We start from the raw sequence: 13621 nt of genomic DNA, 5'->3' as shown, positions 1-13621 counted from the left end.
ACATGGCGGATCGCATTGAACTCACCGGCCTGGAGTGCTTTGGCTACCACGGCGTCTTCGAGGAAGAGAAGAAGACGGGGCAGCCCTTCATCGTGGATATCACCTGTTGGTTGGACACCGCGGGAATCGGGGATGACCTGTCCCGCACGGTGAATTACGCCGAGCTTGCCGACGTCGCCGCGGACATCGTCGAGGGCCCCTCCCGGGACCTTATCGAGACGGTGGCTGAGGAGGTCGCCGAGACCGCGATGCAGCGCTTCGGGATTCTCCATGCCATCGAGGTGACCATCCACAAGCCGAAGGCGCCCATCCCGCGCACCTTCGCGGACGTGGCAGTCGTGGCCCGCCGCTCCCGAAAGAGGATGGCAGGCTAATGCGCGCCGTGCTGTCTATCGGCTCCAACATGGAAGACCGCTGCGCGCTGCTGCAGACCGTCTTTGACGAGTTTGCTGAGGAGACCGTCGCTGCCTCTCCAGTCTTTGCCACCCCGCCGTGGGGCGTGACCGACCAAGATGAATTCCTCAACGCGGTGCTCATCGTGGACGTGGACTGCACCCCGCTGGAGCTGCTACGCCGTGGCCAGAAGCTGGAGGAGGCCGCTGAGCGTGTGCGGGTGCGGCACTGGGGTCCTCGCACCCTGGACGTGGACGTCGTGCAGATAGACGGCGTGACCTCCGAAGATCCGGAACTTATTCTGCCGCATCCTTATGCTCACGAGCGGGCCTTCGTGCTCGTGCCGTGGTTGGCCGCGGATGAGCACGCGGAGCTCAACGGCACCCCGGTGCGCGAGCTCATCGCCGACCTCGATGAGGACGAGGTCGCTGCGGTGAAGGAACTGGGGGAGTAATGACGAGGACGTCGATTGGCGCGCTTGTCGGCACCGCCCTCTTCGTGGCTGCGGCGGCTGCCACCCTCACCACCCGCTTTTATGGCTCCATGCTGGCCATTCCGGCAACCGTATCGATTTCTCTGTGGGCTATGGCGCTGGTGTGCGTGCTGTTGACGCTCAAGGTGCGCGGTGCCAAGGAGGACGAGCACGGTATCGGCCTGGATAACTCGCAGCTCAATCCCATGACCATCGCGCAATTCCTGCTTGTCGGCAAAGCCTCGGCGTGGACCGGGGCCATCGTGGGCGGGGCCTATGCTGGCATGGCGGTCTACGTGGTGCCGCGCGCCGGTGAGCTCGTCGCTGCGGCTGGTGACCTGGCCGGGGTGGTGTCTTCGGCGCTGGGCGGTGCCGCGATGTGTGTTGCCGGAGTGGTGTTGGAGCGACACTGCGAGGTGCCACCTCCAACTGATGGGGCACAAGCGGTAAGTTAGTGGGCATGACGAGCCCGCACCACGCCCCTGATCCCCAGTACGAGTCGGCCCCGGATGATCGCCCGACCACCCAGTTTTCTGCGCAGCCGGACTCTCAGCCACCGACAACGGCGGAGTCTTCCCAGGACGGTTCGAAGACGGATGCTGGTTCTATTGGGCTTATCATCCTCGTCATCCTCGCGGTCATCGCCAGCCTGGTCATGTTGATTTCGGGTTCGGCGAACGCACTGAAGATTGCCCTGCTGGCTGCCCTGTGGGCCGCGGTGTTGGGCTTCTTCTTGGTGGTGCGCTATCGCCGTCAGGCCCATGAGGCCAAGGAGCTTCTGGCGGTGGAGCGCGCCCATGCCGCATCCACCTTGACCGCTTCCGGTGCTTCGAGCGCGGATAACAGCAAGGTCCTGGCGGAGATCCGATCGGAGCTGGAAGCCATCCGCACCCAGATCGAGGAGATCTCCGGGCGCGAGTGGGTCTACGAGCCGGCCGCCCTGTATGCGGAGGCTCGCCGCATCCAGGAGCTGGAGCGCAAGGCTGGCGGCGCTGGCGTGGATGAGCGCGGCGATGCCCCCAACGTGAACTTCACCCAGAAGTCCGGCGGCGCGCCGTCTGCCGACGCCGTCGCAGGCCGCCTCGGCTCGCAGCCGACCCACCCGGTGAGCAACCCGCTGGACAATCTGCTGGCGGATAACGCCCGTGCCAACGCCCAGCAGCCGGCGGCGAAGCCAGCCGCGAAGCCTGCTCAGCAACCCACGCAGAAGCCAGCCGAGCAGCCCGCCGCGAAACCCGCGGAGCAGCCCGCGGATCAGCAGGGCACCCGCCCGGCACCATCCCCGTTCGGCGCACCGCAGCCGTCGCAGGGCCGTCCTCCGGCGTTTCGCCCTATGGGAGCACCGCAGCCTCAGCCTCAGCCAAAGGCCGACAAGCCCCAGCCCAAGGATGACAAGCCACAGGCAAAGGCAGAGAAGCCGCAGGCGCGCACCGAGCAGAAGCCGCAGCAGTCGAAGCCCCAGACTCGGTCGCAGCAGAAGGCGCCGGAGTTCAAGACCGATAGCTTCCAGGCCGTGCAGTGGAACCAGGGTGCTGCGGGTGCGCAGCACGTCAAGGAGGATGCTAGCCCCGCGCAGCAGCCGCACCACCGCCACCGCAAGCCGGAAGCAGATACCGCACAGCCCGACACCCGTGGCCGCCGTCGTAGCGATGAACACCGCGAGGGCGCGGTCTCCGTGGCTGAACTCATGGCGCGTAGCAAGCGCCGGAAAGAACAGCAGAACAAGGACGTGAAGAAGTAGATGTCTGCTCCGCGCATGCGAGTGGCGGTCTGGGGTAATTCCCGAGCCGGCATTAACTTCGCCCTCCGTCTGGAGATGGCTGGCCACACCATTGAGAAGCTTGAGGACCCCGCCCAGCTGGACCGCTTCGATGCGCTGATTCTCGCCGCGACGGCGAGGGAGCTGGAGGGGGCAGTGGGGGACGTCGAAAAGCACGTGCGCCCCAAGCAAATCGTCATCCACACCTCATTGCTGGCTGGGGTGGAAGCCCTTGATGAGCTGGAAACGCGCGGGTGCCTGACGATTGCCGCAGCTCCCCTGGGCGACTCCTACGCGGTGGGCACCCTCGATGAGGTGGCGGAGACCGTCATTGGGTTGCTGCTCTCGGAGATTCACCAAACTGCAGAAACGGTGCCGGCGGCACAACGTGCCGAGCGAGCCGCGCGGTTGTACTACGCGGAGATGCTCGGTGAACTCAGCGCGTGGGCGGCGCTTAAGGCGGGGATTATCGAAGATTTTATGGGCAGTTCCTTCGACCTTGACGCTGGCGACATCATCGATGCTTACCCCGCCGCCGTGGAGCTGGGCATGGCGCGCAACTACCGCGACGTCGCCCGCATGGTGGGTGAGAAGAAGAACATGGAAGAACTGGAACTGTGGGCAGTAAGAAAGGAAGCGCCGTGGCAGAGCAACTCCTAGTGGAGGACAACGAGCGCATCCGCATGGTCGGCAGCGCCTACCGCAAGACCGGCAAGCGCGTAGTGCTGGTGCCACTCGGCCGCGATATTCACGCCGGGCACCTGGCACTCGTGCAGGCAGCACAACGCGTGCGCGGTGGCATCGTGGTCGTGGCAGTGGACCCGGAGACGGACATCTCTTCCCTCGATGGGGTTGATGTGGTGTGGCGCTACGACCAGCAGAGTCAGCGCACGCGGGTCCTTGCACCCGACCACGGCATGGAGGACGTGAGCGCGGAGCTGACCCGCATTGTGGCGCTGACCTGTGCGCTGGGGCCCAGCGATGTGCTCATGGGGGAGAAGGACTACGAGCTGCTCGTGGCCACCCAGCAGGCCTTTACGGACCTCCACATTGCGGCGCGTGTGCAGGGCGTGCCCTCGGTGCGTATGCCCGATGGGGTGGTGATGAGCCTGCGCAATGCCGACGTCGCACCGGAGGCCCGTGAGCAAGCCAGCGCCTTGTCAGCGGCACTCACCGCCGGTGCGTACGCGGCGGAATCCGGAGCCGAGGAAGTTGTCCGTGTGGCACGTGAAGTGTTGGCCGCCGCGGGCGTCGAGCCGGAGTACGTGGAGCTGCGCGGACGCGACCTGGGTGAAGCCCCAGCAGAGGGCGATGCCCGCCTCTTTATCGCCGCCACCATTGGCGGCGTGCGGCTCATCGATAACGCGGGCGTGCCGTTGGGCATTGGCTTCCGTAACTTAGAACAGCGCGGATAAAAGTCTGTGGCGCAGGTCTCCACCAGCTAGGTTGGAGACATGAAGATTGGAATTCTGGGAGCCGGCGCCATCGGCGGATACTTTGGCGGAAAACTGAAAGCAGCGGGCCACGACGTCGCCTTCGTCGCTCGCGGTGAGACCTTGCGGGTGCTGGGGGAGACGGGCGTGACGCTGATCGACGCCCACGCGGAACCCACCACCACCGAGGTCATAAAGGTCCCGGCTGCCCACACCTTTGCTGAGGTCAAAGAACTCTTGGGCGGATTGGACGTGGCGATTATCGCGTCGAAGGCGCTGCCGGGCAACGAGACCTTTGGAAGCGCGGAGGACCGCGAGGCGCTGCAGGGAATCCCGGTGGTGACCACGCACAACTCGGTCGAGATTCCGTACTTGGCGGCCGAGGAATTCGGGGAGGAAAACATCCTCGCCGGTGTCGCTCGCGTCTATGCCACGCGCCTGGCGCCGGCACGGATCAAGCGCAACCCAGGGCCTTTGGCTTTGGCTTTCGGACCGCTAAGTGCCGATGCGCCGGAGTCCCTGCGCCGCACGGGCGAGGAACTGGCGGCGGCGCTGAAGGAGTCTGGGGCTTCCAGCAAGTTCCATGACGCCGCGCTTGTCGACGTTTGGTCGAAAGCCATGTTCGTTACCCCGACAGGAACTCTGGGCGCCTTGGTGGATAAACCGATTGGTTACCTCTGCCAGGAAATCCCCGGCCAGCTTGAGGCATTCATGCGGGAAGTCGAGGCCGTCGGGCGCGCACTCGGCGTGAAGCTGCCGGAGAACGTGGTGGAACAGACCATGGAGTTCGCCCGCCAGCAGCACCCGGACAGTACGTCCTCGATGCAGCGCGATATCAAGGAGGGGCTTCCCAACGAATTAGACGCCCAGGTCGGAGCGATCCGACGCATGGGCGTCAAAGCTGGCGTTGCAACCCCGTTGTGGGACTTTGCACAGGAGGTGCTGGAGGCGCAGCTGCGCACCGCCTAAGAGTGCGCACTACGCAACGTCGGTGCCTTATTCGGTACCGATCTTGCCGCCCTTCTTCCACACCACAACCACGGCCGGGCGCGGGGTGGACTTACCGCCATCAGGCCAGTGGGAGGTGGCGTTGTCGAAGGTGGCGTCATCAGACTCGCCCGGGTGCTGAACGTTGACCATGACGCGGTCATCGTCGACGATCGGGCCACAGGTCTCCGCGCCCGCCGGGACGGTGAGGAAGCACTTGAGCTCGCCGCGGGTCTCGCCCTCGGTGGTCACGGCGTAGAGGCCGTCGTTAGAGTCCAGCGCGTTGCCGTCAGTGGAGATCCACAGGTTGCCGTGGTTGTCGAAGGCCAGGTTATCCGGGCAGGAAATCGGGGAGACCTTCTCCTTATCAAAGCCACCGAAGTAGGTGCTGGCCTCACGCGGGTCACCACAGACCAGGAAGAGGTTCCAGGTGAACTTCTCGCCGGCGTGGTCATCCTCGAGCTCCATGACCAGGCCGTTCTTGTTCTCCTTGACCGGAGCCCATTCCTTGGCGTCTTCCTTGTTCTTCTTAGCGTTCTCGCCGGTGGCGCCGCGGTACTTATTGTTGGTCAGCGCGATGTAGACCTTCTCGGTCTCCGGATGAACCTCAACGTCCTCCGGGCGGTCCATCTTGGTGGCGCCCACCTTATCGGCGGCCTCACGGGTAAAGACGGCGACTTCTTCGGCGGACATGCCGTCCACGTGGGACTCGAACTTGTTGTTCTCCGTATCGGAGGTCAGCAGCTTGACCCACTCACCGGTGCCGTCGAAAGCACCGTCCTCCGGCAGGACGCCGGAGCCGTCGATTTCCTTCTCCGGGGAGTTGCCCTCCATCTTGGCCACGTACAGGGTGCCGTGGTCCAGGATGGTCATGTTGTGCTTCAGGTCGCCCTCCTTGTACTTCTTGGAGGAGACGAACTTGTAGACGTACTCGAAGCGGGAGTCATCGCCGGAGTAGCAGACCACGGTGCCATCCTTGGTGATGTGGATGTTGCCGGCCTCGTGCTTGAAGCGGCCCACGGCGGTGTGCTTAATCGGGGTGGACTTCGGGTCCAGCGGGTTGATCTCCACGAGCCAGCCAAAGCGGTTCGGCTCGTTCGGCTCCTTGGTCACGTCGAAGCGGTCATCGTACTTTTCCCACTTACGCTCGGACGGGCCCTCCTCGATGCCGAAGCGCTTGAGGGATTCAGCGGCCTTCTCATCCTTGACATCGCCACCGGCGAAATACTGGTCGAAGTTCTCTTCGCCAGAGAGCATGGTGTTCCACGGGGTCACGCCACCGGAGCAGTTGTTGAGGGTGCCCAGGACCTTCTCACCCTTCGGGTCGGCGGAGGTCTTCACCAGGTCGGTGCCCTGAGCGGGGCCCACCAGGGTGAACGGGGTGGTAGCGGTAATGCGGCGGTTGAGCGGGCCGAACTCGCGCTTGAGTTCGCCGGAGCCCTTCACCTTGGAGACCTCGAGGATGGTGTGGCCGTGGCCAGCCCAACCGATCTTTACCTGCTCCTCGGTGGGGTTCTCCGGGTCGTAGTCCGGGAACATCATCGGCTCGGTGGTGTACTCATGCGAGCACATGTAGATCATGCGGTTCTTGTCATCCGGGTGCTCGATGAGGCCGGCGAAGTCATTGTTGAAGCCGAACTGCTTCTCCGCATCCGCGGCAGTCTGGTTGTTGACGTCGAATTCCGGCGCGCCCTCGATGACCGGGTCACCCCAGGCAATCAGGACGGACTGCTCATAGCCCTTGGGGATGACGACCTCATCCTTGGTGTTGGCCTCCACGGCTTCAAAATGCATGCCCTCGGCAGAGGTGAGCTCGATGTCAGAGCCCTTAACCTCGCTGGTCTTGTCGGAGGAGCCGCCAGCCGCAGACCCGTTGTCATCCGGCGCGGCACACGCAGCCAGCGCAGAAGAACCACCGACGGCGACGACGGCCAGACCACCGGCGCGCAGAGCAGTGCGGCGGGAGAACTGGTCACCAAAGTAAGGGTTATCGGAGGTGTTCTCGCACTCGCCGAAGCAGGCATTACCGCACTTGTAGGTGCAGGTAAGAGAAGAACGAGAAGAGGTAAACATGTTAGCCAAGAGATTGCGGCCGTTGAGTGCCATGAAAATATGCTCCAAAAATCGAACTCGTTGGTTGCGCGGGGATGTCGCAACGGACGCACTGAGTTAATACGGTTGAGATGGCCGCGCGGTTGATACTGTCTAACGGCTAGATGAACACTCTGTGAACCGGGATCGCGCCAGCGTATGGGGATCGACTACCCTAGACAACCGTGAGCGAGAAGAAGAATACTGAAGTTACTGACGTCCCCGAGCAGCTGCGCATCCGCCGCGAGAAGCGCGCCCGACTGTTGGAGTCCGGCACCGAGCCTTATCCGGTGACCGTGGACCGCACGATCTCCCTGCGGGATCTCCGCCAGCAGTTCCAGGTCGTTGCAGAGGGCGAAGAGCCGGCCGCGGAAGAGGGCGTCACCTACCTCAACGCGGGTGAGGAGACTGACGTCGAGGTGGCCATCGCCGGCCGCCTTATCTTCATGCGCAATACCGGCAAGCTCTGCTTTGCCACCTTGCAGGATGGTGATGGCACCCAGGTACAGGCCATGCTGTCGCTGGCGGAGGTAGGGGAGGAGCGCCTCGCCGCGTGGAAGTCTGACGTCGACCTGGGTGATTTCATTTCCGTACGCGGCCGCGTCATTGCTTCGCGCCGCGGCGAGCTCTCCGTCATGGCTTCCGAGTGGACCATGGCGGCGAAGTCCTTGCGCCCGCTTCCGGTTTCCTTCGCGGACATGAACGAGGAAACTCGCGTGCGCCAGCGCTACAACGATCTCATCGTGCGCGAGGAGGCCCGCAAGAATGCCATGACCCGCGTGAAGGTCATGCGTGCGTTGCGCAACTACCTGGAGGATCAGGGCTTCGTGGAGATCGAAACCCCGATGCTGCAGACCCTCCACGGTGGTGCGGCGGCCCGCCCGTTCGTCACCCACTCCAATGCCCTGGACATCGACCTCTACCTGCGCATCGCTCCGGAGCTCTTCCTGAAGCGTGCTGTTGTCGGCGGTATTGACCGCGTCTTTGAAATCAACCGCAACTTCCGCAACGAGGGCGTTGACCGCTCCCACTCCCCGGAGTTCGCCATGCTGGAGACCTACGAGGCATGGGGCGACTACAACGACTGTGCTTGCACCATTCGCGAGTCCATCCAGTCGGTGGCCCGCGCAGTCTTCGGTTCCACCACCGTCACCCTGGCGGATGGCACGGAGTATGACCTCGGCGGCGAAGAGTGGCCGGAGATTGAAATGTACCCCTCCCTCAACGAGGCTCTGCAGCGCAAGTTCCCCGGCCAGCCGGAAGTGACCATCGACTCCACCGTCGAGGAGCTCAAGGCGATTGCCGACGTCATCGGGCTCGACGTCCCGAAGAACGGCGGCTGGGGCCACGGCAAGCTGGTGGAGGAGATCTGGGAGGTGCTCTGCGAGGACCAGCTCGAGGGCCCGATCTTTGTGAAGAACTTCCCGGTTGAGACCTCCCCGCTGACCCGCCAGCACCGCTCCCAGCCGGGCGTGACGGAGAAGTGGGACCTGTACGTGCGCGGCTTCGAGCTGGCCACGGGCTACTCGGAGCTGGTGGATCCCGTAATCCAGCGCGAGCGCTTCGAGGACCAAGCCCGCCTTGCCGCCGGCGGTGATGAGGAAGCCATGGTGCTGGATGAGGACTTCCTGGCCGCTATGGAGCAGGGCATGCCGCCGACAGCCGGTGCTGGCATGGGCATGGACCGCCTGCTCATGGCCCTGACCGGCCTGGGCATCCGCGAGACCGTGCTCTTCCCGATCGTGAAGCCGGAGCACTAGTTTCTCCTAGCTTTCACCTGCCCGCGCCTGCCACTGTGGTGGCTGCGCGGGTTTTCGGGTTTTCTCATTGCTGCGCCTCCAGCCCCCAATGAGGGAAAGTTGCTGCGGCTAGCCGCAGGATTGACCAATCCATGGGAAAATGCAGGTGTGACAAAGCTTCTGAATGCCCTGCCCCTCGCACTGATCGCCTGTACAGCGGCAGCGTGTTCTGCTGCCGAGGATTCCACCAGCGGTGAGCCGCAATTCCACAACACCTCCACCGCCGAGACTTCCGCCGATAACACTGAATCTACGGAAGCGAGCCCGGCTCCGACGTCCGCGAAGGACAAGGAAGGTGACTCGGGCCTTAAAGAATTAGATAAGGAAGACTTCATCGCCACCAACTTGGGACACGCGACCTCCACGGTGTATGGAGTGAGCAGCCCGAATGACCGTGTGGCCTGCACAGTTACTGAAGATCAAGGTTTGATCGGGTGCAGCGTAATGCTCGCTGATCCGCCCCTGTACCCGGCGACCGGGCAGCCGTTCTGGCTTTCTAACTCCGTCAACTTCGATGCGAACGCGGGCTTTTATCCCAATGTGAAAATGGGCGGAGACGCCGCGGCGCCCACCATGCTAGAAGCAGGGAACACCGTCACGATGAACGGTGTGACGTTTGAATCCGTGAATGAGGATGAGTTCACGGTCAAGATCGATGGCCACCACTTCACAGTGAAAGACGATGGTGAGTACTACTCCGATACCTTCCCACCGCAGCCAGATGGGGAAGGGAAAGCTATGACCGGAACCATCTGTGGGGACCTCGGCAATGGCGAGTATGTCTATGCCAAAGAAAACGGGACGAATTGCGCGCGGGCAATGGAAGTTCTTGAGTATTACAAGAACTATGACTTCGCGCCCATGGAGGGCGGCAACCGTGGGTACCTCATGGAAGATGATTTCAGTTGCTCCTATAACGCCGATCCCGGCTGGCCAGACGAGCCCGACTATCGGTGGCTTGGCTGCAGCATTGAAGACGGTGGCGCTGTCGTCGTCCTGGACCCGGCCGCGCGTGCACTCGTGTCAGAGAAAGGTGGGCAGCGCTAGATCAGTGCGGGGCGCGCGTCAGCGTGAGTTCGTAGGAACCGCTGGGCGTCGTGAAGCACAGCAGCGAGGTGCCCTTGGGGATGGCTGCGGTAGCCTGCGGCGGCAGCCTGATGGGGCCGTGCGTGCGGATGTGTGGGGAGGATAATTCCGCCGCGAGGAAGCTGCCCACGTTACTCACCATCCAGTTGTCCTCTTGCTGCCAGAAGTGGAGGAAGTGGCGGTGCATGGAGGCGTCATCAGGAGCCAGCGGGAAGTCCCCCGCGCGGCCTGCCACTAGCTGCTGACCTGGGCGCACGACGGCGCGCTCCCCAGCGGAGTTAGTGACAAGGAGGTCGCGCTGCATCCAGAGGCCTTTCTGTAACTTTAGGCAGTAGCTTTTAGAGCTTTGAGTAGTACGGAGGGCGCTGTCACCTTTACACTGCCGTGTGGCCTAACGCGCCTGCTGAGATTCCGGGGAGTGCCACCCAACGAGGGTTCACATTTGGCTCGTGTGGCACCCCCGGCCACCAGAGGAATACACTAAATCGCTCACGTGTTGTCTCTTGGGCGCTGACGATGTGAGTAGCAGCGCTGAAGACCCAAAATAGAAAAGTTGAAAGGTGTAGCCGGCCGCATGTCCGCTGAAATCCCTTCGAAGGTAATAACTACCCTCAGCATCCTGGTGCTGGGAGCGATGGTCATGATTCTCAACGAGACCTCGCTCTCCGTTGCGCTACCAGCCATTATGGCGGACTACTCCATTCCTGCCACGAGTGCCCAGTGGTTGTTGACGGGATTCATGCTCACCATGGCTGTGGTTATCCCGACCACCGGCTTCCTTCTGGAAAGGCTCACGACGCGCCAGATCTTCGTTGCGTCCGCGGGGCTCTTCCTGGCCGGAACCGTGGTGGCGGCCCTCGCACCGAGCTTCTTCATCCTGCTGGTGGGCCGCGTCCTTCAAGCTGGCGGAACCGCTTTGATGATCCCTACCCTTATGACCGTGGCCATGACGCTGGTCCCAGCGCAGCGTCGTGGCACGGTGATGGGCATCATTTCCGTGGTGATCTCCGTGGCCCCGGCATTGGGCCCCACCGTCGGCGGAGCGATTCTCAACCACTTCACCTGGCACGTTATCTTCTGGGCCATGGTCCCGCTCATCGCCCTCATTCTCGTCGCCGGGCTGTGGCGTTTGGACAATGTGGGGGAGAACCGTGATACCCCGCTCGACGGCCTCTCCGTCGTCCTTTCCGCCTTCGCGTTTGGCGGTTTGATCTACGGCCTGTCCTCGATGGAAAAGATCCTGCAGGGTGACGGCTGGGTGGACATCGCCGTTACCGTGGTGGGCGTCATCGCGCTCGCCGTATTCATCCGTCGGCAGCAGCGCTTGGCGCTGGAGGATCGCGCCCTGATGGATCTGCGTCCCTTCCGTGTGCGCAATTTCACCCTCGCGGTGATCATCCTCCTCCTGTCCTTTGGGCTCATGCTGGGAATGGTCACGGTCTTGCCCATCTATCTGCAAACCACACTGGGTGCTACGGCCTTTGCCACGGGGTTGGCGGTGATGCCGGGCGGCATCCTCCAAGCCTTCCTCTCTCCGATTGTGGGCCGGCTCTTCGATTCCTATGGCCCGCGCCCGCTCATGATTCCCGGGTCGCTGCTCATGGTGGCCGGGCTGTGGCTCATGGCCACCTTGGGTGAGAACTCAGCCGTGTGGATGGTCGTGGGTATGCACGTGATCTTCTCCCTCGGCATGTGCTTGATGATGACGCCGCTGATGACTACGGCGCTGTCCTCGCTTCCGAAGAAGCTCTACTCGCACGGCTCGGCAATCATGAACACTTTCCAGCAGTTGGCGGGTGCGACGGGAACGGCTTTGCTCGTTGTCTTCCTCACCCGCGGCACCCTGGCTGGCGCTGCCGCTGGGCTAAGCCCGGCCGCGGCGACGGCGCAGGGAACGCACTGGGCTTTCCTGTTTGCCGGCGTGGCCGGCATCGCCATTGCGGTGATAGCACCGCTGCTTAAGCGCGCGGATTAAGTGCGCGGTTTAACACAGCGGCAGGTTGAGGCGGATGTCCTCTGCGTCCTCGCCCCAGACGAGGACGGCGTCAGCGGAGTCCTCGGCGCTCATGTAGAACACCGGCTCGGAATCGGAAATGTCGTAGCTGTACACGGTGCAGCGTCCGTTGGATAGTTCCTGCGCGCCCTGCGTCGGGCCGGCGGCCTCGCGCTGGGTGACGTCCCTGTACCGCGCCACGAGTAGCTCACGCCGTCACCAACGCACGTAATGCTTCGCCTCGGCCGTCCTCCGGATCACGGGATTCGCAGGTAGCGCCGTTGAAGCCTTCGTCGCCGGGGCGGGAGCTGATGAGCCGGGGCATCGGCAAGCGCCTGTTCTGAGTCGGACCACGCCGACCGCCCTAGGAAGAACCACAGCAGTCCACCAACCAGGAGCAGGAGAAGAAGACCCACGCCCAAGCCCGCAAAGACCTTGCCTTTCGATTTCGAGGTGCGCGTGGTGGGTGATGACTCCGCGGGATCGGCAGCATAGCCAGGCTGGGATTGCTGGGGTTGCTGCGGCCCGGCCCACTCCGCCTGCGGGGCGGCGGTGTGTTGCGGAGCTGACTGCCACGGGGCCGCGCCCGGGCCCGGGCTGTCCGCGTGTGTGCTGCGCACGGCGTCGATAACGGCGGCGGCTGAGGGGTAGGCGGCCGCGGCGCGGAAGCCTGGGTAGGCCGCGGAGACGAGCTGGGCCAGGCGGTCGATGACCTCCTTCGCGGAGGCAGTGGGGGCGTCGGTAGCGGTGGCTGGGCCGACTGAGGCGAAGAAGGCGTTCGAGCGGTTATCGGTGAGGATGATGCGCCGCGGGTTGAGCGCACGGAGAGCAAAGCCAGCGCGGCCCTGCTGGATAAGGAAGTCCGTGGCGTCGGCCAAGGGAGCAAAGACGGCGAGAGCCTCCTCCTGGGAAAGGTGATGGGCGCCGATGCCAGACGACGTGTACTTCGACAGCTGCTCGCCCGGCAGGCTGCGGCGTACAAAAAACTCCTGACCATTGTTCATCGTGCCTGTGCCCACGACGGGTGCAATAGCGCTGTGCTGCAGCTGGCCAACGATTCCGGACTGGCGGAGCACGCCGCGGTGCTCTGGACCATAAATCTCTACGAGGAGTTCGTCCTGCGAGGGATCTTCCACGAGAAACAGCGAGGAGCCCGCCCCTTGGTCCAAGACAGCCTTTTCGTGCAGCCGGTGCTGGGTAGTGAAAAATTCAGGAAGCGTAGTCACGGTGAGAGAAATCCTTCGTGGAGGAGGTAGACGGTGAGGTATAAGAATCTTCCTCATTCTAAAGGCGACACCGTGTCCATGGGCGTGACACAGCGCCCCCGCCACGGTGGGCTAACAGATGGGTAAGCTCAAACGGTCCTCGCGAGCGTGCGGACCAGCAAGAACGAGGGCAAAACGCGCAGAGACTCCCGAGGGGTACACTCCCCACGTTCCCGGCTGGTGAGGGATTTCCGCCGAAGTGATGCTGCACGCATCCTGGACTAAGACGTCGAGGCGGCGCGGCATGATGGAGTTACGGTTGTCCTCCGTGCCGAAATCAGCTGCAACGAGCGTGAGGTCGTCGCCCCTGCACACGATTCGAGCTTGCTGCCCCGCTTCCGGC

The 13621-nt window shown here is 63.3% G+C and carries 14 protein-coding genes and 1 pseudogene; 10 read left to right on the top strand and 5 right to left on the bottom strand.

The features are described from left to right. Window positions 1-2 precede the first annotated feature (2 nt). The 7 genes from folB to HWX44_RS05715 are packed head-to-tail and all read left to right on the top strand — an operon-like array spanning window position 3 to window position 5026. Window positions 3-374 (top strand): dihydroneopterin aldolase, encoded by a 372-nt coding sequence (gene folB / locus HWX44_RS05745; RefSeq protein ID WP_046647201.1) that lies wholly within the window; start codon window positions 3-5, stop codon window positions 372-374. After that, a complete protein-coding gene (gene folK, locus HWX44_RS05740) occupies window positions 374-847 on the top strand; it encodes a 2-amino-4-hydroxy-6-hydroxymethyldihydropteridine diphosphokinase (protein WP_046647202.1) in 474 nt (157 codons plus the stop codon). The genes folB and folK overlap by 1 nt, the downstream gene beginning before the upstream one ends. Next, window positions 847-1320 carry a DUF3180 domain-containing protein gene (locus HWX44_RS05735; RefSeq protein ID WP_070511118.1) on the top strand — a complete coding sequence of 158 codons (474 nt, stop codon included), beginning with the start codon at window positions 847-849 and terminating at the stop codon, window positions 1318-1320. Before folK ends, HWX44_RS05735 begins: the two co-directional genes overlap by 1 nt. A gap of 5 nt (window positions 1321-1325) precedes the next feature. Then, the gene (locus HWX44_RS05730; protein ID WP_175973625.1) at window positions 1326-2606 is read left to right on the top strand and encodes a DUF6779 domain-containing protein; all 1281 of its coding nucleotides are present in this window, start codon (window positions 1326-1328) and stop codon (window positions 2604-2606) included. Then, entirely contained in the window at window positions 2607-3284 is a 678-nt protein-coding gene (locus HWX44_RS05725) for a hypothetical protein (protein ID WP_052750503.1), read from the top strand. It abuts the gene before it with no gap. 23 nt (window positions 3285-3307) lie between these two features. Continuing rightward, a complete protein-coding gene (locus HWX44_RS05720) occupies window positions 3308-4039 on the top strand; it encodes a pantoate--beta-alanine ligase (protein WP_175973923.1) in 732 nt (243 codons plus the stop codon). Between the two features lie 39 nt (window positions 4040-4078). Continuing rightward, the gene (locus tag HWX44_RS05715) at window positions 4079-5026 is read left to right on the top strand and encodes a 2-dehydropantoate 2-reductase (protein ID WP_049154717.1); all 948 of its coding nucleotides are present in this window, start codon (window positions 4079-4081) and stop codon (window positions 5024-5026) included. Between the two features lie 27 nt (window positions 5027-5053). On the opposite strand, the gene HWX44_RS05710 is transcribed toward HWX44_RS05715, so the two are convergent. Next, on the bottom strand, window positions 5054-7150 hold the full coding sequence (locus tag HWX44_RS05710) for a PhoX family protein (RefSeq protein ID WP_175973623.1): 2097 nt from the start codon (window positions 7148-7150) through the stop codon (window positions 5054-5056). A gap of 170 nt (window positions 7151-7320) precedes the next feature. Here HWX44_RS05710 and lysS point away from each other — a divergent pair, with 170 nt between their 5' ends. Both lysS and HWX44_RS05700 read left to right on the top strand, forming a co-directional pair. Next, complete coding sequence (gene lysS, locus HWX44_RS05705) at window positions 7321-8895, top strand: lysine--tRNA ligase (RefSeq protein ID WP_175973621.1); 1575 nt, start codon at window positions 7321-7323, stop codon at window positions 8893-8895. Between the two features lie 147 nt (window positions 8896-9042). After that, on the top strand, window positions 9043-9981 hold the full coding sequence (locus tag HWX44_RS05700; RefSeq protein WP_049154719.1) for a hypothetical protein: 939 nt from the start codon (window positions 9043-9045) through the stop codon (window positions 9979-9981). 1 nt (window position 9982) lies between these two features. On the opposite strand, the gene HWX44_RS05695 is transcribed toward HWX44_RS05700, so the two are convergent. Further along, window positions 9983-10324: a hypothetical protein gene (locus tag HWX44_RS05695; protein ID WP_102233531.1), complete on the bottom strand. Its 342-nt coding sequence runs from the start codon at window positions 10322-10324 to the stop codon at window positions 9983-9985. Between the two features lie 270 nt (window positions 10325-10594). Between HWX44_RS05695 and HWX44_RS05690 the strand changes: the two genes are divergently transcribed. Then, the gene (locus tag HWX44_RS05690) at window positions 10595-11995 is read left to right on the top strand and encodes an MDR family MFS transporter (protein WP_070515880.1); all 1401 of its coding nucleotides are present in this window, start codon (window positions 10595-10597) and stop codon (window positions 11993-11995) included. A 9-nt stretch (window positions 11996-12004) separates the two neighbouring features. Here the strand turns inward: HWX44_RS05690 and HWX44_RS13275 are convergent, their stop codons facing one another. From HWX44_RS13275 to HWX44_RS05680, 3 genes and pseudogenes are all read right to left on the bottom strand, one after another. Further along, window positions 12005-12214 (bottom strand): hypothetical protein, encoded by a 210-nt coding sequence (locus HWX44_RS13275; protein WP_254868123.1) that lies wholly within the window; start codon window positions 12212-12214, stop codon window positions 12005-12007. A 56-nt stretch (window positions 12215-12270) separates the two neighbouring features. Then, window positions 12271-13239, bottom strand: coding sequence for a serine/threonine protein kinase (locus HWX44_RS05685; protein ID WP_254868122.1), 969 nt, complete (start codon window positions 13237-13239; stop codon window positions 12271-12273). 111 nt (window positions 13240-13350) lie between these two features. Beyond that, window positions 13351-13621: pseudogene (locus tag HWX44_RS05680) on the bottom strand (hypothetical protein); the annotation flags it as partial.

Origin of the sequence: Corynebacterium sp. Marseille-Q2823 (genome assembly GCF_903645345.1) — a bacterium.
Taxonomy (GTDB): Bacteria; Actinomycetota; Actinomycetes; order Mycobacteriales; family Mycobacteriaceae; genus Corynebacterium; species Corynebacterium hiratae.
The sequence above is the reverse complement of the archived record's forward strand: the minus strand, read 5'-3'. Positions and strand labels throughout refer to the sequence as shown.

Excerpts from the sequence above, each read along its gene's own strand:
- folB (WP_046647201.1), top strand. The coding sequence starts at position 3 with ATGGCGGATCGCATTGAACTCACCGGCCTGGAGTGCTTTGGCTACCAC.
- folK (WP_046647202.1), top strand. The coding sequence starts at position 374 with ATGCGCGCCGTGCTGTCTATCGGCTCCAACATGGAAGACCGCTGCGCG.
- HWX44_RS05735 (WP_070511118.1), top strand. The coding sequence starts at position 847 with ATGACGAGGACGTCGATTGGCGCGCTTGTCGGCACCGCCCTCTTCGTG.
- HWX44_RS05730 (WP_175973625.1), top strand. The coding sequence starts at position 1,326 with ATGACGAGCCCGCACCACGCCCCTGATCCCCAGTACGAGTCGGCCCCG.
- HWX44_RS05725 (WP_052750503.1), top strand. The coding sequence starts at position 2,607 with ATGTCTGCTCCGCGCATGCGAGTGGCGGTCTGGGGTAATTCCCGAGCC.
- HWX44_RS05720 (WP_175973923.1), top strand. The coding sequence starts at position 3,308 with ATGGTCGGCAGCGCCTACCGCAAGACCGGCAAGCGCGTAGTGCTGGTG.
- HWX44_RS05715 (WP_049154717.1), top strand. The coding sequence starts at position 4,079 with ATGAAGATTGGAATTCTGGGAGCCGGCGCCATCGGCGGATACTTTGGC.
- HWX44_RS05710 (WP_175973623.1), bottom strand. The coding sequence starts at position 7,150 with ATGGCACTCAACGGCCGCAATCTCTTGGCTAACATGTTTACCTCTTCT.
- HWX44_RS05695 (WP_102233531.1), bottom strand. The coding sequence starts at position 10,324 with ATGCAGCGCGACCTCCTTGTCACTAACTCCGCTGGGGAGCGCGCCGTC.
- HWX44_RS05690 (WP_070515880.1), top strand. The coding sequence starts at position 10,595 with ATGTCCGCTGAAATCCCTTCGAAGGTAATAACTACCCTCAGCATCCTG.